Annotated in this window: 19 protein-coding genes and 2 tRNA genes; 7 read left to right on the forward strand and 14 right to left on the reverse strand. The window is 39.0% G+C overall.

Annotated elements, in window-relative coordinates; genetic code table 11:
* Positions 1-3: 3 nt before the first annotated feature.
* The 6 genes from DXC23_RS02925 to DXC23_RS02950 all read right to left on the reverse strand — a co-directional run bounded on the left by DXC23_RS02925 (position 4) and on the right by DXC23_RS02950 (position 5400).
* A complete protein-coding gene (locus tag DXC23_RS02925; RefSeq protein WP_117704690.1) occupies positions 4-2256 on the reverse strand; it encodes a UvrD-helicase domain-containing protein in 2253 nt (750 codons plus the stop codon).
* A gap of 134 nt (positions 2257-2390) precedes the next feature.
* Entirely contained in the window at positions 2391-2852 is a 462-nt protein-coding gene (locus tag DXC23_RS02930) for a DUF4358 domain-containing protein (protein WP_158552416.1), read from the reverse strand.
* A gap of 66 nt (positions 2853-2918) precedes the next feature.
* Positions 2919-2995: transfer RNA gene (locus DXC23_RS02935), tRNA-Pro, on the reverse strand.
* A gap of 32 nt (positions 2996-3027) precedes the next feature.
* A tRNA-Gln gene (locus DXC23_RS02940) sits at positions 3028-3101 on the reverse strand.
* A gap of 267 nt (positions 3102-3368) precedes the next feature.
* Positions 3369-4364 carry an ATP-binding protein gene (locus DXC23_RS02945; protein ID WP_117704692.1) on the reverse strand — a complete coding sequence of 332 codons (996 nt, stop codon included), beginning with the start codon at positions 4362-4364 and terminating at the stop codon, positions 3369-3371.
* Between the two features lie 13 nt (positions 4365-4377).
* Positions 4378-5400 (reverse strand): DnaD domain protein, encoded by a 1023-nt coding sequence (locus DXC23_RS02950; RefSeq protein WP_117704693.1) that lies wholly within the window; start codon positions 5398-5400, stop codon positions 4378-4380.
* A 152-nt stretch (positions 5401-5552) separates the two neighbouring features.
* Here DXC23_RS02950 and DXC23_RS02955 point away from each other — a divergent pair, with 152 nt between their 5' ends.
* On the forward strand, positions 5553-5804 hold the full coding sequence (locus DXC23_RS02955; RefSeq protein WP_117704694.1) for a TIGR03905 family TSCPD domain-containing protein: 252 nt from the start codon (positions 5553-5555) through the stop codon (positions 5802-5804).
* Positions 5805-5920: 116 nt separating this feature from the next.
* Here DXC23_RS02955 and rpiB read toward each other — a convergent pair whose 3' ends face one another.
* The 7 genes from rpiB to DXC23_RS02990 all read right to left on the reverse strand — a co-directional run bounded on the left by rpiB (position 5921) and on the right by DXC23_RS02990 (position 13396).
* Positions 5921-6373, reverse strand: a complete 453-nt coding sequence (gene rpiB / locus DXC23_RS02960) for a ribose 5-phosphate isomerase B (RefSeq protein ID WP_117704695.1) — start codon at positions 6371-6373, stop codon at positions 5921-5923.
* Entirely contained in the window at positions 6367-7077 is a 711-nt protein-coding gene (tsaB, locus tag DXC23_RS02965; protein WP_117704696.1) for a tRNA (adenosine(37)-N6)-threonylcarbamoyltransferase complex dimerization subunit type 1 TsaB, read from the reverse strand. Before tsaB ends, rpiB begins: the two co-directional genes overlap by 7 nt.
* Positions 7074-7499, reverse strand: a complete 426-nt coding sequence (gene tsaE, locus DXC23_RS02970) for a tRNA (adenosine(37)-N6)-threonylcarbamoyltransferase complex ATPase subunit type 1 TsaE (RefSeq protein WP_117704697.1) — start codon at positions 7497-7499, stop codon at positions 7074-7076. Before tsaE ends, tsaB begins: the two co-directional genes overlap by 4 nt.
* Positions 7499-9166, reverse strand: coding sequence for a formate--tetrahydrofolate ligase (locus tag DXC23_RS02975; protein WP_117704698.1), 1668 nt, complete (start codon positions 9164-9166; stop codon positions 7499-7501). The genes tsaE and DXC23_RS02975 overlap by 1 nt, the downstream gene beginning before the upstream one ends.
* A gap of 189 nt (positions 9167-9355) precedes the next feature.
* A complete protein-coding gene (locus tag DXC23_RS02980; RefSeq protein ID WP_117704699.1) occupies positions 9356-9646 on the reverse strand; it encodes a hypothetical protein in 291 nt (96 codons plus the stop codon).
* Positions 9647-9708: 62 nt separating this feature from the next.
* The gene (locus DXC23_RS02985) at positions 9709-11046 is read right to left on the reverse strand and encodes an HD domain-containing protein (RefSeq protein ID WP_147329117.1); all 1338 of its coding nucleotides are present in this window, start codon (positions 11044-11046) and stop codon (positions 9709-9711) included.
* A gap of 16 nt (positions 11047-11062) precedes the next feature.
* On the reverse strand, positions 11063-13396 hold the full coding sequence (locus tag DXC23_RS02990; protein ID WP_117704701.1) for an HAD-IC family P-type ATPase: 2334 nt from the start codon (positions 13394-13396) through the stop codon (positions 11063-11065).
* A gap of 174 nt (positions 13397-13570) precedes the next feature.
* Here DXC23_RS02990 and spoIVB point away from each other — a divergent pair, with 174 nt between their 5' ends.
* The 6 genes from spoIVB to DXC23_RS03015 all read left to right on the forward strand — a co-directional run bounded on the left by spoIVB (position 13571) and on the right by DXC23_RS03015 (position 17172).
* The gene (spoIVB, locus tag DXC23_RS02995) at positions 13571-14581 is read left to right on the forward strand and encodes a SpoIVB peptidase (protein ID WP_117704702.1); all 1011 of its coding nucleotides are present in this window, start codon (positions 13571-13573) and stop codon (positions 14579-14581) included.
* A 148-nt stretch (positions 14582-14729) separates the two neighbouring features.
* Positions 14730-15500 carry a sporulation transcription factor Spo0A gene (spo0A, locus tag DXC23_RS03000; protein ID WP_117704703.1) on the forward strand — a complete coding sequence of 257 codons (771 nt, stop codon included), beginning with the start codon at positions 14730-14732 and terminating at the stop codon, positions 15498-15500.
* Positions 15501-15682: 182 nt separating this feature from the next.
* Complete coding sequence (locus tag DXC23_RS03005) at positions 15683-16342, forward strand: Crp/Fnr family transcriptional regulator (RefSeq protein ID WP_117704704.1); 660 nt, start codon at positions 15683-15685, stop codon at positions 16340-16342.
* Between the two features lie 38 nt (positions 16343-16380).
* Positions 16381-16677 (forward strand): AMP-binding protein, encoded by a 297-nt coding sequence (locus DXC23_RS03010; protein ID WP_117704705.1) that lies wholly within the window; start codon positions 16381-16383, stop codon positions 16675-16677.
* Positions 16643-16936: a hypothetical protein gene (locus tag DXC23_RS12305; protein ID WP_147329118.1), complete on the forward strand. Its 294-nt coding sequence runs from the start codon at positions 16643-16645 to the stop codon at positions 16934-16936. Before DXC23_RS03010 ends, DXC23_RS12305 begins: the two co-directional genes overlap by 35 nt.
* The gene (locus DXC23_RS03015; protein WP_117704706.1) at positions 16837-17172 is read left to right on the forward strand and encodes an AMP-binding protein; all 336 of its coding nucleotides are present in this window, start codon (positions 16837-16839) and stop codon (positions 17170-17172) included. Before DXC23_RS12305 ends, DXC23_RS03015 begins: the two co-directional genes overlap by 100 nt.
* A gap of 93 nt (positions 17173-17265) precedes the next feature.
* Here the strand turns inward: DXC23_RS03015 and DXC23_RS03020 are convergent, their stop codons facing one another.
* The gene (locus DXC23_RS03020) at positions 17266-18216 is read right to left on the reverse strand and encodes an L-lactate dehydrogenase (RefSeq protein WP_117704707.1); all 951 of its coding nucleotides are present in this window, start codon (positions 18214-18216) and stop codon (positions 17266-17268) included.
* Positions 18217-18342: the final 126 nt, after the last annotated feature.

The raw sequence follows: 18342 nt of genomic DNA on the forward strand, positions 1-18342 counted from the left end.
TCATCAGATTTTTTCCATTTTACTGAAATTAGCCATAAGAGTTTTTGTTCCTGCTTTATCGAAAGCAACCTCAAGCATAGTATCGTTACCCATTTTTTCGGTTTTCATAATCATACCTTTACCAAACACCTTATGGAATACGCAGTCGCCCTTTTTGTAAACAGTGCCTGATTTAACGGCAGGCTTTGTAAAGGTATTAAAGCTCTTATTCTGAGTATATTTTGAGCCTGCGCCGAAGCTCGATCCTGCTCCAATATTCACTCGACTTGCAGAAGTAGAAAATCCGTTTGCAGATGCAAAAGTTTTTCTCTCTCCTGTGTACTCAAGGAGCTCAGGCGGAATTTCATTTACAAATCTTGAAACCTTGTTATAGCTTGTATGTCCCATCAACATTCTTGATTTTGCCTTTGTGATATACAGCTTTTCTTTGGCTCTTGTAATACCTACATAGGCAAGTCTGCGTTCTTCGTTAAGCTCATCAGGGTTCATCATAGTAGCTATTGACGGGAAAACACTCTCTTCCATTCCTGCAATAAATACAACAGGAAATTCCAGACCTTTAGCGCTGTGCAAGGTCATCATAACCGATGAATCCGCCTCAGCGTCGTAGTTATCTATGTCAGTCTGCAAAGAAATTTCTTCAAGAAAGTTTGAGAGCGACGCCTCCTCGGCATAATCCTCCTCAAACTTAATAATGTTTGAAGAAAGTTCTTCGATGTTTTCTATTCTTACATCCGGATTATCTTTTTCTGTTTTAAGATATTTTTCATAGTCGGTATGCTCAAGAATTAAATTATATAATTCTGCAAGCGAATAATCGCCGCTCTGTTCAGCCTCGATAAGACCGTCAATGAGTGCAACAAAACCCTTGAGCTTTGTCGCCGCCCTTGTAAGCTGAGGATAGACATCGGCATCCTTAATTACAGAATAAATGCTTTCGCCAAGACCTGCGGCAATCTCCCCTGCTTTTTCAAGGGTAGTAGCGCCTATTCCTCGTTTTGGCACATTGATAATACGGCTAAGTCTTATATCATCGTGCGGATTATTGATAACCTGAAGATACGCAACCATATCTCTGATTTCTTCTCTGTCATAGAATCTTCTGCCGCCGATTACTCTATGCGGAATACCACTTCTTGACAATGCCTGCTCAATGGCATTTGACTGTGCATTCATTCGGTAAAGAATTGCAAAATCAGAGAATTTTCTGCCGTCTGCAACACCGTCAAGAATAGTTTTAGCTATAAATGCCGCCTCGTCACGTTCTGAATCCGAGGTGTGCACCTCAATTTTATCGCCAACGGCATTTTCTGTCCACAATGTTTTGCCTTTACGCATTGTATTGTTTGAGATTACGCCGTTTGCGGCATTAAGAATATTTTGCGTACTACGATAATTCTGCTCAAGCCTTATGATTTTAGCGCCCTTAAAGGTGTTTTCAAAAGATAAAATATTCTCAATAGTAGCGCCTCTGAATTTATAGATACTTTGGTCATCATCACCGACAACGCAAATATTACCGTACTTAGCGGCTAACATACTTACAAACTTATACTGTACCTTGTTGGTATCCTGATACTCGTCCACCATTATGTATTTAAACTGATTTTGATAATATTCAAGAATATCGGGACAGGTTTCAAAAAGATGAACCGTATTGCAAAGCATATCGTCAAAATCCATTGCGTCCGCTGTTTTGAGTCTTGACTGGTAAATTTCATACACCTTTGCAACAGACTGTTTAAGATTATCGTAACCAGCCTCTTTGAGCATTTCCTGTGGTGTAAGCATTTTATCCTTAGCTTTTGAAATCTCGTTGATAACCCTTTTTACAGGCAACATTTTCTCATCATAATTGAGCTGTTTTAAAATATCCTTGACGAGTTTTTTCTGATCGTCAGTACCATATACGGTAAAATGACTTGTAAAGCCTATTCTGTCACCGTATCTTCTCAATATTCTTGCGCAGGTAGAATGAAAAGTAGCCGCCCATATATTAGAGCCGCCGTCGGGAACAGCGTTGCAAATTCTCTCTTTAAGCTCGCCTGCCGCCTTGTTAGTAAATGTAATAGCAAGTATCTGCCAGGGTCTGCAAAGCTCAGACTGCAAAATATAGGCAATTCTGTTTACAAGAACAGTAGTTTTTCCCGAGCCTGCACCTGCAAGAATAAGCAAAGGGCCTTCTGTGCAAAATACAGCCTGCTGCTGCATATTATTCATATGTGAAAATTGTTTTTTTATTTCTGCTTGTACCATATCAAATACCCGTTTCGATATCATATGTGGCTAACACATATTTTAATTAATGATATTACCACTTGTTTTGGAATGTGACTTTGTTTTTACATAGGAAACGGGCGAACAGAGTCCGCCCGTATAATCTGACGATTTTATTTTATGTAACCGTAGAATGTTTCAAGAATTTCAGGACCCTGATCGGCTACGATCATTGTAACATAGTTACCGTCCTGAGTAACCTTGCAAGCCTCAACCATTGGGAGCTTTTCGGCATTATAACCTGAATACTGGGTAACGATTGAAGTGTATGTCTTTGAGAGAGCCTCGTTTACTCTTGCAGCTGCGTCTGAGTCAACAGCCTCTACAAGCACGATTTCTACTCTTGAATTACTGTCTGAATTGATTTCAGCTGCAAACTGCTTTACATCGGCAGTATCAATGCTGTAATACTTTTTAAGATCGTTTGCCTCTGTAAGCTCTTTTAAGTCTAAAGAATACTTAGAGTTAATGTCGGAAAGAACAGTTTTTAAGTCAACCTCTTTACTGCCCGAACAACCGACGAGAGCTGTAAGGCAAAGTACAAATACGGTTACCAAAGAAATTATCTTTTTCATAATTAACCTCCAAAACAAATTTAATAAAAAAATTACGCCGAATCTGATTGACTCGGCGTATTCAGATGGTCGAGGTGACAAGATTCGAACTTGCGACCCCATCGTCCCGAACGATGTGCGCTACCAAACTGCGCTACACCTCGATAAAAACAGCCCCGATCACTCGGGGCTATATTGGCTGAGGAATAGGGATTCGAACCCCAACAAACAGAGTCAGAGTCTGTCGTGCTACCGTTACACTATTCCTCAATGTTTATTGCTTATTGCTAACAGCCTTGCAATCAACGATGTACATTATATATCATTTGGTTTGATTTGTCAACACTTTTTTGAAAATATTTTTTAAATTTTCAAAAGTAAGTAATTGATTTACATCTGCTCACTGTGAACACCCTCGCAAACAACGATATTTATTATATAGCACAAAGTATGTTTTGTCAACACTTTTCTGCAATTTTTTCAAAAATTTTCCAAAAAGTTTTCAAAAAGCCAAAATTGCCCGATAATCACCGGCTTTTACTGAAAACTTCTTTTTAATCTGATATCGTCACCTACAAAATTCAGTCTTACTCCCTCGCCGTATATTCTTGAAATAAATCTTGCGGTATAGGTTTTTTCAAGTTCATTAACAGAAAGATTTGTATTTATAATCAAAGGTTTTCTTAAAAGCATTCTTGAATTGCAGAGATTATAAAACTGTGTATTAGAAAATGATGATGAAAATTCAGTGCCGAGATCGTCGATAATAAGCAAGTCGCATTTAGTAAGCATATCAAAATACTCTGAATCGCTTTGTTCCCTCGAAAAGTGCATATTACTTAATGTAGACATCAGCATAGGAGCAGATACATAGATTACTCCAAAGCCACGCCTTGTAACCTCATTGGCTATGGCAAGCGAAAGGTGAGTTTTGCCAAGGCCTGTGCCGCCACGCATAAGAATTGACTTTGACTGGGTTGTAAAGGTTCTCGCATACTGAACGCAGTAATTATAAATTTTCTGCATTTTATCGTACGGAGATACTCCGCTCTCTTTGTCAACTTCGTGACTGTAAAAATCAAGATTAAAGCTATCAAATGTAGAAAGTCTGAGAGGCGCAGTGCGGTTAAGCTCCTCACAGGCTGTGGCTACAAGCAGCCTTTTAAAGCAGTTGCAATATACGGTTTTGCCGTCTTTTTCTATATATCCCGTATCCTTGCAAAGCTTACAGTTGTAATGCGGTTCAAAGCAATTTTCATCGTAGCCGTTTTCAACAAGCAATTTTTTAACTTCATTTTGCATAGCAATGCTTTTGTCACGCAATTTTTCGGTATTCGCCTTTACATCTCCGCCATTAAGTACGGCACGAACCGCAAGTATTCCGCAGGAAGATATTTCCCTCTCAAGCTCCTCTATTTTCGGTACTCTTTTGTATACCTCATCACGCACCTGTTCTGCCCTTCTTTCGGCTTTTGTGCGCCTTTCTTCCATTCTTGCCCTTGTAGCTCTGAAAATTTCTTTGCTGTATCCCATTTATATCACCACACTAAATACTGTCGATTGTATCTAATCTTTGCAAATCATTTATATTATATGAAGCGTTAGATCCGTTTTTGCTGTTATTTCGGTTAGAATACTTACTTTGATTAGAATCAAGCCTTTTCAAATCATCAACATTAAATATTCCGCTCGAATTCCAGCGTTTTAAAATTCCGTTTATGTATCTGAAATCGCAGCTGCCCTTACTGTCTACACATCTTTCGTAAGCCTCTCTGAGCATTTCCGGCGAAAATTTCCACTCATTCACCCACAAATCAGCGTACTCCATCTGTTTTTTAGTAGGAGAGCCAAAATTTTTAAGACCGAAAGCCGCCGATACAACGGTAAAACTTTGGCTCGCCCTATGCGCCTGCTTAATTTTATTTTCGGCTGCCTCAATAGAAAACACTCCTGCATCTGACCAACGAACGCCTATGGTTTCTATTGCCCTAATATTTGATTTTCCTATGCTTATGCAATACTGAATAAGCATAATAATTACCTCGGCAGGAAGTCCGCAGGTGTTTTTTAGCATCAATAATGAAGACGCATCGGAATTTGATATTGTTTTGCCTAAGGCTGTCTGTGCCTCATTTACAAGCATTTTAAATTCTTCGTCCACCGCAAGCTGCTGTGCAACATAAACATAATCGGGGCGCTGTGGTCTTACAGGAATATGCTGTGGCTGCTCCTCACGCTTTTCTGTGCTGATTTCGTTATTTATGCTTTCTGTCTGATTAGTTACAGTTTCCGTTTCAAAATTTTCCTGCTGTGCAGGTGCAATTTCTCCGTTGCTTTTGCAGAAAATTCCTTTCATAACCCAATATTCAACTGCCTCTGGAATATCGGTTTCGTTTACACCTGTCGCTCTGCTAATATCTTTCTCACTTACATCTTCGCCGCTGTGCCTTAAAAGATACAAAAGCACCTTTAATTTAACTCCGTCCGAAAACTTAAGTCCCTCATCAACAACAGATGACGGAACGGCAAATATTGAATTCCAAGCTCCAAGATTAATTTTCATAGACATTTCATATACCTCTGACCAAATTTATTTATATCTTATCGTACCCATTATTATATCACACTAATTTTAAAAATCGACACATATTTTAAAATTTTATGGATTTTTTAAAAGAAATATGTTAGAATACATTTGAAATGTTTTAAGGAGGTAATATTATGAAATATACATACATCCCAAAGGGCGTTTGCTCAAGACAGATTAACCTTGAAATCAACAACGGTATTATTGATTCCTGCGAGTTTGTCGGCGGTTGTGCAGGCAACACTCAGGGCATTTGCGCACTTGTAAAAGGTATGGATGCTGAGGAGGCTGTAAAAAGACTTAAAGGTATTGACTGCCGAGGCAGAGGTACTTCTTGTCCTGACCAGCTTTCTTATGCTATTGAAGAGGCACTTGAGCTTGAATAAGCTAAAAGCCGATTTATAATTTAATATCAAAACTTAAAGCTCTCTTTATTTTGTGTAAAGAGAGCTTTGTTTTGCTTTATTTTGTACCTAAAACGGCAATTAATTTAAAAGTGCAATCAGTCTGCTTTAAAAGTGCCTGCCTCAATCTCGTCAATCATAGCAAGGCGCTTTAAATGTCTGTCGCCTTCTTCGGGAGTATTGAGGAAAATATCTGTAAACTTAACTGCGTCCTCTTCGCTTGTTACTCTGCCGCCCATGCAAAGAATATTTGCGTGGTTATGTCTGCGTGTCATTTCAGCGCAGAACTCATTGCTTACAACAGCCGCACGAATACCCTTGACCTTATTTGCAGCCATAGAAATACCTATGCCTGTGCCGCAGCAAAGAATACCAAGCTCACATTCACCGCTTGCAACTGCTGTTGCTACTTTGTAGCCATATACAGGATAATCTACACTTTCTGTGCTGTAAGTACCAAAATCCTTATACTCAATACCCTTTTCGTCAAGATATTTTTTGATTGCGCAGATAAGGTTATATCCGCCGTGATCACAACCGAGTGCTAACATTTCTTTTCCTCCATTTTCTTTTTAAGTTCTCTTTCAGCCTGTGGCAGTCTTAAATACATAGGCATTATCTCTGCCGCTGAAAGCACTTCCCCATTATTAAATTTTTCAATAGCTATTTCTGCTGTTGATGACGCTCTTTGAAATCTTACATTGATTGGTGCAAGCTCAACATTTGAGAGGGTTTCTTTCATTGCATTAAAGCAAAGCTCAGCGCCGTCACCCACAAGAATGATTCTTTCATTGTAGCCTTTAAGTTCTTCACAAAGCTCGGCAATAGATAATGCTCTGTCCTTGCAAATCCTTTCAAGTTTTTCGCCGTCACACTTAAAAAGTGCGTTATACACCTGTGCACAGCGAGCGTCCATAACCGAGCAAATTATACCTTTTGCAGACTGCAAATTATAGGCAAGGCTTTCAAGAGTAGATACCTCAATGCAAGGCAAATCATCGGCAAAAGCAAGTCCCTTTGCCGCAGCCACACCGATTCTAACGCCTGTAAATGACCCCGGCCCGCAGTTTACGGCAATAGCCGTAATGTCTGAGGTTTGCAAATTTGTATTTGTAAGCAGGCTTTCCACCATAGGCATAAGCGTCCTGCTGTGAGTGAGCTTTGTATTAATAAAGAACTCGCCTATTATTTTGTTTTCGTCACAAATTGCGGCTGACGCAGCTGTGGCGCTTGTATCTATTGCAAGAATTTTCATTGCAGATCAACACCTTCAATTTCAAAAATTCTGTCATCATCATTTTCGCCCTTGCTGATTCTTATTTTAATGCAGTCAGCAGGCAAAGCCTCTTCTATATTTTCGCTCCATTCAATTATGATTATGCCGTTGTCTATATAATCAAAAAAGCCTGTTGAATACAAATCGTCCCAGGTGTTGACACGATACATATCAAAGTGGAAAATATTAAACTTGCCAGAATATTCATTAACAAGAGCAAATGTAGGGCTTGAAACATTTTCTCCTGCTCCGAGCGCACCGGCAAGCCCTCTTGTAAAGGCAGTCTTACCCATACCAAGACCGCCAAAAAGGGCAATTACCTCTGTACCGCACAATTTTTCGGCAATTTTTGCACCGAGTGCCTCTGTTTCCTGTGCGTTATGAGTATTTATAGTAATCATCAGAATAAACCGTTAATTTTACCCTCGGCTGTAACATCAATTTTCTCTGCCGAAGGAACTTTTGGAAGACCCGGCATTGTCATAATGTCGCCTGTATATACAACTACAAAGCCTGCACCGTTAGAGAGTGTAAGATTTTTAACTGTGATTTCAAAATCCTTTGGAGCTCCGAGGAGTGTTGGGTCATCAGAAAGAGAATACTGTGTTTTTGCAATACATACAGGGAGCTTATCTCCGCCGAGTGTCTGAATCTGCTTTAATGCTTTTTCAGCAGCCTTTGTATAATTTACTCTTGACGCACCGTAAATTGTCTTTGCAATCTTGTCAACCTTTTCTTTAATTGTAAGGTCGTTTGAATAGATAGGAGCAAAATCGGCAGGCTTTTCGCAAGCCTCTACTACCTTTTTAGCAAGCTCTGTGCCGCCTTCGCCGCCCTTAGAGAATACATTTGAAAGGGCAAAGTCTGCGCCCTTAGACTTGCAGTAGCTCTCAATAAATTCAAGCTCCTCTGCTGTATCTGTACCAAACTGGTTGATAGCAACAACAACAGGAACACCGTATTTTCTCATATTGTCAATGTGAACGCCGAGGTTTTCAATACCCTTTTTAAGAGCCTCAAGATTTTCTTTTGAAACCTCTGTCTTTGGCACACCGCCGTTATATTTTAATGCACGACAGGTAGCAACTATTACAACGGCAGACGGAGTAAGACCTGCGTATCTGCACTTGATGTCAAAGAACTTTTCAGCGCCGAGGTCAGAGCCAAAGCCTGCCTCTGTAATGCAGTAATCGCCGAGCTTTAATGCGAGCTTGGTAGCACGAACACTGTTGCAGCCATGAGCGATATTTGCGAACGGGCCGCCATGCATAATAGCCGGAGTGCCCTCAAGTGTCTGAACGAGGTTAGGCTTGATTGCATCTTTAAGAAGTGCTGTCATAGCGCCGTCAGCTTTAATATCTTTTGCGTAAACAGGCTCGCCTGCGTATGTGTAAGCGATAAGAATATTGCCGAGTCTTTTCTTTAAATCTGAAATATCGTCTGCAAGGCAAAGAATAGCCATAACCTCAGATGCAACAGTGATAATAAAGTGGTCTTCTCTCGGAACACCGTTTACTCTGCCGCCAAGACCTACAACAATATTTCTCAAAGCTCTGTCATTCATATCAAGACATCTCTTAATGAGGATCTGACGAGGGTCAATGCCGAGTACATTGCCCTGCTGAATGTGGTTGTCAAGCATAGCGCAACAAAGATTGTTTGCTGAAGTAATTGCGTGCATATCACCTGTAAAATGAAGGTTGATATCCTCCATAGGCAATACCTGAGCATAACCGCCGCCGGCAGCACCGCCCTTAATACCGAATACAGGGCCGAGTGAAGGCTCTCTGAGTGCGATAACAGCCTTTTTGCCAATTTTAGCCATAGCCTGACCAAGACCGGCAGAAGTAGTTGTTTTACCCTCTCCGGCAGGTGTAGGGTTGATAGCTGTTACAAGAATAAGCTTTCCGTCCGGCTCATTCTCAAGTCTTTCGGCAAGCTCATCCGAAAGCTTTGCCTTGTATTTACCGTAAAAATCGAGTTCGTCCTCTTTAATTCCGATCTGTGCGGCAACCTCTTTGATAGGCAGTAAGGTCGCAGCCTGAGCGATTTCAATATCACTTAACATATTGAAAATACCTCCGTCTAAATATATTTCTTTAATTATAACAAAATAATCGGTCGCTATTATTCTAATATGTAATTATTTTTTACAATAAAATGCAATTTACACCGCTTTTTGCACTGTTATTTAAAATTAGTTCAATAAAACCATAGTTTTGAGATTACTATATCAAATTAAAATGAATTTCAAAAATTATTTTTTCTCCTCATTTTTACGCTCTTTCAACCATTTGAATTCCATTCTTAAGTCATGTATATTATCCTTAAAACATTCTATGGTTATGCGAGCAAACAAATAAGTGAGAGCTATCCCAAGCACTGCGATAAAAGCAATCATAAGAATTAATGATATTAATGAAGATATATCGTCAAAGCCTTGATTAACAAGTGTACTAATGCCAAGAACAGTTCCTAAAGCACATAATAGGACTTGACCAAAATACACTATATATTTAAACACAAAAAATAATATTTTTTTAGCCAATGCAAACGACCTCCTCATACTGTAAAAGACAAACTATAAGAGCACAAATCCATAGCGTAAAATTAAAGACTATTAATCTCTTTTGCCTTTTGTATAAGAATTGAGTTTTTATTTTCAAGCGTTTCGTCCATTACCATACCAAGCAGTTTATTAAGGGTTTCGCCGATTTGTTTTCCATCGGTTATTCCCATTTTAATTAAGTCGTGACCGTTAATGTCAAGCTGTTTTAATGTAAAGCAATCCTTTCCTTTTACGATTTCATCAAACGACTTGCAAGCCAAGTTGAATTTTTCGAGCTTTTCATCTCGCTTATACATTGACTGCGCCATTAGGTCGGCATACTGTACCTTTAACAAACGGCGCATATTTGTTTCACCGATTTTATTCATAACACGCCTAATCTGCGGTTTACTGCCTGTAAGTCTTACATCATGATAGGCAATCAATGTTACGCAATCATCAATAAACTCTCGTGGATATTTCAATCTTTCAAGAATTTGACGAGCCATTACAGCGCTGAATTTAGGGTGTCCTTTAAAATGCGACGTTCCGTCAGGATCTTTTTTGCAAGCCATAGGTTTGCCTAAATCGTGCAAAAGCATTGTAATTCTCAAAAGCGGTTCCGGGTCGATATTTGTCATTGCGCAGGTGGTATGCCGCCACAAGGTTTTATTGTGGTGCGGTGTGTGCTGCTCATAGCCAAACATAATGGTTATTTCAGGCAAAAATTCAGCAAACACGGTTTTAAATCTTCGCAAAATATACTCGCAGCTTTCTCCGCACACAAGTTTATTAAACTCGGATACAATGCGTTCGGCAGCAATGTTTTTCAAAAGATTTTTACATTCAAATATTGCTTGCGCAGTGTGCTTTTCTATTGCCATATTATAGCAAGACGCAAAGCGCAAGGCTCGCATAATACGCAGTGCGTCCTCATTAAAACGCAAAACAGGATTGCCCACGCAGCGCACTGCCATTAATTCAAGGTCATACGCACCGTCAAACGGGTCAACAAGACCCGTGCGTTCGCTGTAAGCCATGGCATTCACCGTAAAATCCCGCCGTGAAAGGTCGGTTATTAAATCATCTGTAAATTCTACATTTTCGGGGTGACGGTTATCAAAATATTCTCCGTCAATGCGAAAGGTTGTGATTTCATACACAACACTGTTTACCACAACAGATACAGTGCCATGCTTTATGCCGGTATCAAAGGTATGAAAATCTTGAAAAATTCTGAGAATATCGGTTGGCAAAGCATTTGTGCAAATATCCCAATCGTTAGGCTCTTTTTGAAGTAACGAATCACGCACACATCCGCCGACTGCATAAGCTGAAAAGCCGTTTCTCTCAATTCTGTCAATTATCATTCTTACATCAACAGGCATTTTGATTTTCATACCCTCAACCCCTTTCTTAGTTTTTATATTTATTTTTATTTTTTTCAATCAGCTTTTCTGCATAATTATACAGAAGATTGAAAAGCACAATAGTAAATGCCGATAATAAGCCGAAAAGAATTAATCCGTCAACCGAAAGCCATACAAGCGAGAAAAATCCGGCAAAGAAAACGCATCCAAGCACGATGCCGACAAAAGAAACCGCAAGCATGGCAATTCTGAGTGCATTAAACGGATAGGAAAGTCTTAAAATAAGCATATATGCACAAAGCGCTGTCATATATACGCAAATTGTAGAATATTCATCAGGCGCAAGTGTGGTAAATTTTGTAATTATAGCCATTCCGATAATATTCAGAACGGTGCAAAATGCCGCAGGAACGGCTCTTGCAATAATATTGTAGGTAAAATTGCCTTTGATTCTGTTTTTATTTGGCTGTAAAGCAAGTACAAACGACGGCAATCCTACTGTCAGAGCGCCTACAAGTGAAAAATGTATTGGCTCGAACGGATATGGCATATGGAAAAACACAAAGAATACAGAAAGTATAATGGTATAAATTGTTTTTACAATATACAGAGCAGAACTTTGCTCAAGGTTATTGATTGTTCGTCTGCCCTCTGCCACTACACCCGGCATAGATGCAAAGTCGTTATTAACAAGTACAAGCTGTGAAACATTCCTTGCCGCATCACTTCCTGCCGCCATTGCGATTGAGCAATCTGCTTCCTTGAGTGCAAGAACATCATTTACACCGTCACCTGTCATAGCAACAGAGTGACCGTTTTTCTTTAGCGCAAGCACAAGCTGCTTTTTCTGCTGAGGTGTAACTCTGCCGAACACACTGCAGGTTTCAGCAGCCTTTTCAAGCTCTTCCTGCGTTTTTACGGTTGTCATATCAACTGCATTTTCAGCGCCGAGAATACCTGTATCCTTGGCAATATTCTGAACGGTTTTCACGCTGTCGCCCGATATAACCTTTAGAGCAACTCCCTGCTCCTTAAAGTAATTTATAGTTTCATTTACATTTTCTCTCAGCTTATCTTTAATAAGCACAACGGCAAGCGGTGTAATGTCATCCGGCAAGCCGTTATTAAGAGATTTATCGGTAGACGCAAGCACGATAATTCGTACTGTATCTTTAATGTTTTCAATAGTTTTGAAAAGGTCTTTATACTTTTCTTTGTCTTTAAAAATAAACTCTGCCGCACCGATTATATAAGATTTGCCGTTGTCAAATTCTCCGCCCGACCATTTGGTTTCTGAGGAAAAGGCATAGAATTTTTTACAGCCTATATGCTTTTCATTCTTAACATATTTTTCGATTGCAAGCAAGGTAGCGTTTTTATCCTCGGAAAAATATGCAATTGATGCAAGCGCCGCAGTGATTTCATCTTTATTATTCAAAGGGATAATATCGGTTACATTCATTTCGTCTGTGGTGAGTGTGCCCGTTTTATCAAGGCAAAGCACATCTACCCTTGCAAGGGTTTCTATGCAATACATTTCCTGCACAAGCACCTTTTTTCTTGACAGTCTTATAATAGAAACGGCAAGAACAGAACTTGTAAGCAAAATCATTCCCTTTGGAATCATACCGAGCAATGCCGCAACTGTGCTTACAACAGTAGCCTGCAAGTTGCCGTCATTAATACCAAACTGTCTGATAAAGAAAGCGATACCGATTGGGAAAAGAATAAAAGTACAAATTTTTATAATTAAATTAAACGAGCGCAGAATTTCAGAATTAACTTTCTTTATGTACTTTGCCTCGTTATTGATTTTTGCGGCATAACAATCCGCACCGACCTTATCGGCTTTTGCGTAACATTTGCCAAGGCTGATAAAACTGCCCGAAAGCAATTCATCACCTGCATTTTTTTCTATAAGGTTTGATTCACCTGTAAGCAGGCTCTCGTTGACCTTGCACTCGCCCTCGCAGACTATGCAGTCGGCAGGAATTTGAGAACCTCTCGACAAAACGATGAGATCGTCCTGCACTATTTCCTCACGACTGATTTCGCACTCTGCGCCGTCACGCACAACGGTTACTTTCTTTTCAGAAAGAATTGTCAGCTTATCTACACTTTTCTTTGAGCGGATTTCCTGCACAATACCGATTGTAGTATTGGCTATCATAATTCCGATAAAAAGCATATTTTTGTATGAGCCTACAAACGCAAGTGCTACAAGCAAAACCAAATTTATTGCGTTAAACAGTGTGCAGATATTATCTCTGAAAATTCTGCCGATTGATTTTGTTCTGATATTTGAGGTAACATTTACCTTTCCCTCAGATATTCTCTGACTTACCTGTTGAGAAGTAAGTCCTTTTAAATTAGTTGCCATTTAAAATCCTTCCTATGTAATTATGTTTAATTTATAAAAATAATTACATTTTGCGCTTAATAACCCGATAAATCAAGTTTTCACTGCCAAATATTATTTTAATATTTTAAATAAGATGTTTTCTTATATTATAAATGCAAAAACTAAGATTGGCAACGGAAAGAAGGTGGTTTTTTGAAATTTTTTGAAAAATTTTTATCAGTTGCCCTGACAGCTATTATTTCCGTTTCAGCCGCCTGTATTCCCTGCAACAGCGGAGAACTGCCCGAATATGTATATCTCGGCGGCGAACCGTTTGGACTTAAAATGTATGCAGACGGCGTAATGATAGTAAATCTTGAAAGCTATTTTGACGGTTACAGATATGTTTGTCCTGCCAAAGAGGGCGGTTTAAAGGAAAGTGATATAATAAAGGAAATTAACGGAACGGAAATTACAAGCAATGAAACCCTGCGTGAAGTCACGCTTAATTCCTGCGGAGAAACACTTGATGTAACCTTTGTGCGAGATAACAAAACGCTCAGCAAGCAAATTACACCTGTAAAAAATACGGCAGGCAATTATCTTATCGGCGCATGGGTGCGTGACAGCAGTGCAGGAATAGGCACTGTAACCTATTATAACAGCGGTGAAAATTATTTTGCAGGTCTTGGTCATGGCATTTGCGATTGCGACACCTGCACTCTTATGCCGCTTGCGTCAGGTGAGGCTGTTGTGGCCGAAATAAGCAGTGTAACAAAGAGCAAAAATGGCAATCCGGGAAGTCTGAACGGATATTTTTCCGACAGAACTATTGGAGAAATGCTAAAAAACAGCGAAATCGGCATTTACGGTTCTTATAATAATTCGCTGATTGAAAGCAAAAACAAGATAGAGGTTGCCGACAAATCTGAGATAAAAACAGGCAAAGCAACCGTTTATACTACAATCAGCGGAAACAGTCCGCAGGCATACGAAATTGAAATAACAAGTATTAGCCGCAATGAAAATTCCAACGAAAGTTTTACAATTAAAGTTACAGACAGCCGACTGCTTGAGCAAACAGGCGGCATTGTGCAAGGTATGAGCGGAAGTCCTATTGTAATGAACGGAAAGCTGATTGGTGCGGTTACCCATGTGTTTATAAACTCTGTAAACGAGGGGTACGGAATATATGTCGGCAAAATGATAGAAAATTATCAATAAATGCTAATTTTTGTCATTCTTTAGCAGTTAATTATTTTAACTAAAAAAATTTGCTTTTTTATCGAAATTTTTTGCGTGGAAAGTATTGCCAAATTTACCATTTTATGGTAATATAATCTCACAGAATAATTACTGGGGGAAATTATCAATGGAAAAAGCAATCAAAATAATCATTACCGAAGACGCATCCGAATTTTCACAGGAAAGCAACGCAATAATGGAGAATTACAACATTTCGCCTGCTTTCTGTTCAAAAGACGGAGAAGAACTGCTGAGCCGAATTAAAGCCGAACTGCCCGATGTAGTCCTTATGGATTCTTTTATGACAAGGCTTGACGCAATAGGCGTAATGCGCAGTGTAAGACGGGAAAAGCTGAAAGCACCGCTTTTTATAGTTTTTTCATCTTTTCACAACGCTATTTTGGAACAGCAGGTTATGAATTCAGGCGCATCTTACTTTGTTTTAAAGCCGTACGATATTTCTGAGCTTTGCCAAAACATTGTAAATATGACAAAGCGCAGTAAGGAAAGCTATATCGGCAATCCTGTAATGTTCGACTCTTTCGGCATTGAGCTTAAAGTAACTGAGATTTTGCACGAGATCGGCGTACCTGCCCACATTAAAGGGTATCACTACCTGAGAGATTCTATCATAATGTCGGTAGAACATCCAGAAATTATCAATGCGGTTACAAAACAATTATATCCGTCGGTAGCCAAGAAATATGAAACAACATCATCAAGAGTAGAAAGAGCTATACGCCACGCAATAGAGGTTGCTTGGGACAGAGGCGATGTTGATGTGCTGAACTCATATTTTGGTTACACAATCCACAATGACAGAGGTAAGCCAACCAACAGCGAATTTATTGCAATGATTTCTGATAAGCTCAGATTGCAGATTAAAAACGCAAGCTGATTTAAATTCTTCAAGGGCTGTCCTAATGGGCAGTCCTTGAAAATATTATGACATTTTATGCTTAGAATATTCAAAAATTATTATCAAGCCCCCTTTTTGCATAAAAATCGCTAAACATTATGTCAATAATTTAAATGCGGTATACAATCAAATTAATATTGCAGCAACGAAACGAGGTTTTTATGAAAATAAGCAATATAACTATTTTCCAAAATATGACCGAGCAAGAAATAACTGCCCTTAATAAAAGCAAATTCACTAAAAAGCGAATATACGCAAAGAACACGCATATATTCCATATGGGAGATGTTGTTGACAGTATTGGCATTGTGCTTTCGGGAAATGTGATTATAGAAAATATTGACATATGGGGAAACAAAAGCATTATTTCCTATGCAGGCGAGGGAGAAGTTTTTGCCGAAACCTATGCCCTCACAAGCACTCCTATGATGGTTGATGTTGTATGTGCGGAATGCTGCGAAATTCTTTTTATAAACTTAAAAAACATTCTCAAACCTGAAAACAGCCATAATTTGTGGTATCCTAAGTTTATGAATAACCTGCTTATGCTATCTGCTCAAAAGAACCTTGCGCTTTCTCGCAGAATATTTTTCACATCTTCAAAGGCAGTGCGCACAAGAGTTCTCGCCTACCTTTCTGAGCAATCCGTAAGAGCGCAATCGACCGATTTTGAAATTCCGCTTAACCGTCAGCAAATGGCGGACTACTTAAACCTCGACCGCAGCGGTTTATCGAAAGAGCTTAGCAAAATGAAATCAGACGGAATTATTGAATACAGAAAAAATCATTTTATCCTTTTGAATATGGAGAATAATTTATAACGCAACAAATAAAATTACATATATAAGCACAGAAAGGCATTGGCAAAGAAAATGTAGTATCTGTTCTTATACCGAGATGCGAATATATGGTGATTGCATCTTTGGGTGTATTAAAGGCAGGTGCTGCTTATCAGCCGCTTGACCCGTCTTATCCGCCTGAAAGGCTTAGCTTCATGATAAACGATTCATCAGCAAAGTTGCTTATTGCTGACGAAAGCCTGCTTGAGCTTTTGCCTGATTACAAGGGAGATATTCTCCTTACAAGGGATATTCTTAATCTTCCAAAATCAGATGCAATTATTGAAAAACCACATCTGGATGATTTTTGGCTTTGAGGCAAATGTCAAGAAAATGATGAAAGGCTGTACTGTAATCTCTATTGAAGATGAGCTGCAGGAGTTTATGCTTACTGCGGCGGTAAGAAAACCACAGGCTGAGGAAAAGGAAAAAGTGCACAAGGCTCTCTACCCTCTCTCAAAAACACAGCTTACCTTATTTATAGCTCAGGCTCAACAGGAAAGCCAAAGGGTGTTATGCTCAGACACATTGGCATTGCAAACTATCTTACATACAGTGATGCTAACATTCAGGTAAAATATGTTGTTGACAACTGCAAGGTTTACGGTTCTGTTACAACAATTTCATTTGATATGTCACTCAAAGAAACTATGCTTTCACTCTGCAACGGACTTACCCTTGTATTTGCAAGTGACGAGCAAACTGTAAATCCAGTTTCACTCGCTAAGCTCTTTAAGGAAAACAATGTTGATGTATTCAACTCTACCCCATCAAGATTACTGCAATATATGGAGTTTGACTACTTTGACTGATAAAATTTAATAAACAAAGTGTAGGATTAATTACGCTTTCGCACGCAAAAAAGGTGACTGAGTTTCAGCCACCTTTTTTACTAATTGTTTATATTAAATGTTGCAATCGTCAAGTATACTGCGTAAGGTATCTGCGGATTTTTTTAAATTTACTTTCTCTTCGTCACTCAGAGAAATCGGCACCTTTGTTTCAAGGCCGTTTGCTCCGACTATTGACGGCATACTAAGCACCACATCATCTATGCCAAATTCACCATGCATCATTGACGATATAGGCAATATTGATTTTTCGTCACGAATAATCGCCTCGCAAATTCTCTTAACCGCCATAGCTACGCCATAATATGTAGCTCTCTTTTTAGCAATAATTTCATATGCGCTGTTTTTAACCTTTTCTGCAATATTTTCCTGCGACTTATCATGGTTATAGTGACCTCTCATCTCGCAAAAATCATCAAGCGCTATACCTGAAACATTTGCACTGCTCCATACAGCAATCTCGCTGTCGCCATGTTCGCCGATTATATAAGCGTGCACACTCTGACTATCAACCGACAAATGCTCTCCAAGCTGATACTTAAGTCTTGCGGTATCAAGCACTGTGCCCGAACCGATAACTCTGTTTTCTTCAAAACCCGAAAGCTTGAGCGCTGTATATGTGAGTATATCAACAGGATTAGCTACTACAAGCAAAATACCTCGGCAATTTCTTTTTGCTATTTCAGGGATAATACTCTTGAAAATCCCTACATTCTTATGAACAAGGTCAAGCCTTGTTTCTCCCGGCTTTTGACCTGCACCGGCTGTAATAACGATAATTGATGCGTCTACTATATCGTCATAGTCGCCTGAATAAATTTTCATATTGCCTACAAAAGGAATACCATGGCTTATATCCATAGCCTCTCCTTCCGCCTTATCTTTGTCAGCGTCTATCAAGACAATTTCTGAAAACATTTTACTCTGCATTAATGCAAACGCAGATGCTGAGCCAACAAAGCCACAACCGATTATTGCAATTTTTCTTAAATTAACTTTATCCATAATTTTACCCCCTAAATATTATTATGTTCAAAATAAGTCAGTAATTATTATTGATTTTACTCTATTATAACACATATTTTCAAAAAATCAAGTAAATTAATAATAATTCTCATTTTTATTAATTAT

It is taken from the genome of Eubacterium sp. OM08-24 (assembly GCF_003438075.1).
Classification (GTDB): Bacteria; Bacillota; Clostridia; order Oscillospirales; family Acutalibacteraceae; genus Ruminococcoides.

What these genes read in the sequence shown, in the direction of transcription:
- DXC23_RS02930 (WP_158552416.1), bottom strand. Translation starts at nt 2,852, where the DNA reads ATGAAAAAGATAATTTCTTTGGTAACCGTATTTGTACTTTGCCTTACA.
- DXC23_RS02950 (WP_117704693.1), bottom strand. Translation starts at nt 5,400, where the DNA reads ATGTCTATGAAAATTAATCTTGGAGCTTGGAATTCAATATTTGCCGTT.
- DXC23_RS03005 (WP_117704704.1), top strand. Translation starts at nt 15,683, where the DNA reads ATGAAAATAAGCAATATAACTATTTTCCAAAATATGACCGAGCAAGAA.
- DXC23_RS02990 (WP_117704701.1), bottom strand. Translation starts at nt 13,396, where the DNA reads ATGGCAACTAATTTAAAAGGACTTACTTCTCAACAGGTAAGTCAGAGA.
- DXC23_RS03020 (WP_117704707.1), bottom strand. Translation starts at nt 18,216, where the DNA reads ATGGATAAAGTTAATTTAAGAAAAATTGCAATAATCGGTTGTGGCTTT.
- rpiB (WP_117704695.1), bottom strand. Translation starts at nt 6,373, where the DNA reads ATGTTAGCACTCGGTTGTGATCACGGCGGATATAACCTTATCTGCGCA.
- DXC23_RS02945 (WP_117704692.1), bottom strand. Translation starts at nt 4,364, where the DNA reads ATGGGATACAGCAAAGAAATTTTCAGAGCTACAAGGGCAAGAATGGAA.
- spo0A (WP_117704703.1), top strand. Translation starts at nt 14,730, where the DNA reads ATGGAAAAAGCAATCAAAATAATCATTACCGAAGACGCATCCGAATTT.
- tsaE (WP_117704697.1), bottom strand. Translation starts at nt 7,499, where the DNA reads ATGATTACTATAAATACTCATAACGCACAGGAAACAGAGGCACTCGGT.
- DXC23_RS02925 (WP_117704690.1), bottom strand. Translation starts at nt 2,256, where the DNA reads ATGGTACAAGCAGAAATAAAAAAACAATTTTCACATATGAATAATATG.
- DXC23_RS02955 (WP_117704694.1), top strand. Translation starts at nt 5,553, where the DNA reads ATGAAATATACATACATCCCAAAGGGCGTTTGCTCAAGACAGATTAAC.
- tsaB (WP_117704696.1), bottom strand. Translation starts at nt 7,077, where the DNA reads ATGAAAATTCTTGCAATAGATACAAGCGCCACAGCTGCGTCAGCCGCA.
- DXC23_RS02975 (WP_117704698.1), bottom strand. Translation starts at nt 9,166, where the DNA reads ATGTTAAGTGATATTGAAATCGCTCAGGCTGCGACCTTACTGCCTATC.
- DXC23_RS02985 (WP_147329117.1), bottom strand. Translation starts at nt 11,046, where the DNA reads ATGAAAATCAAAATGCCTGTTGATGTAAGAATGATAATTGACAGAATT.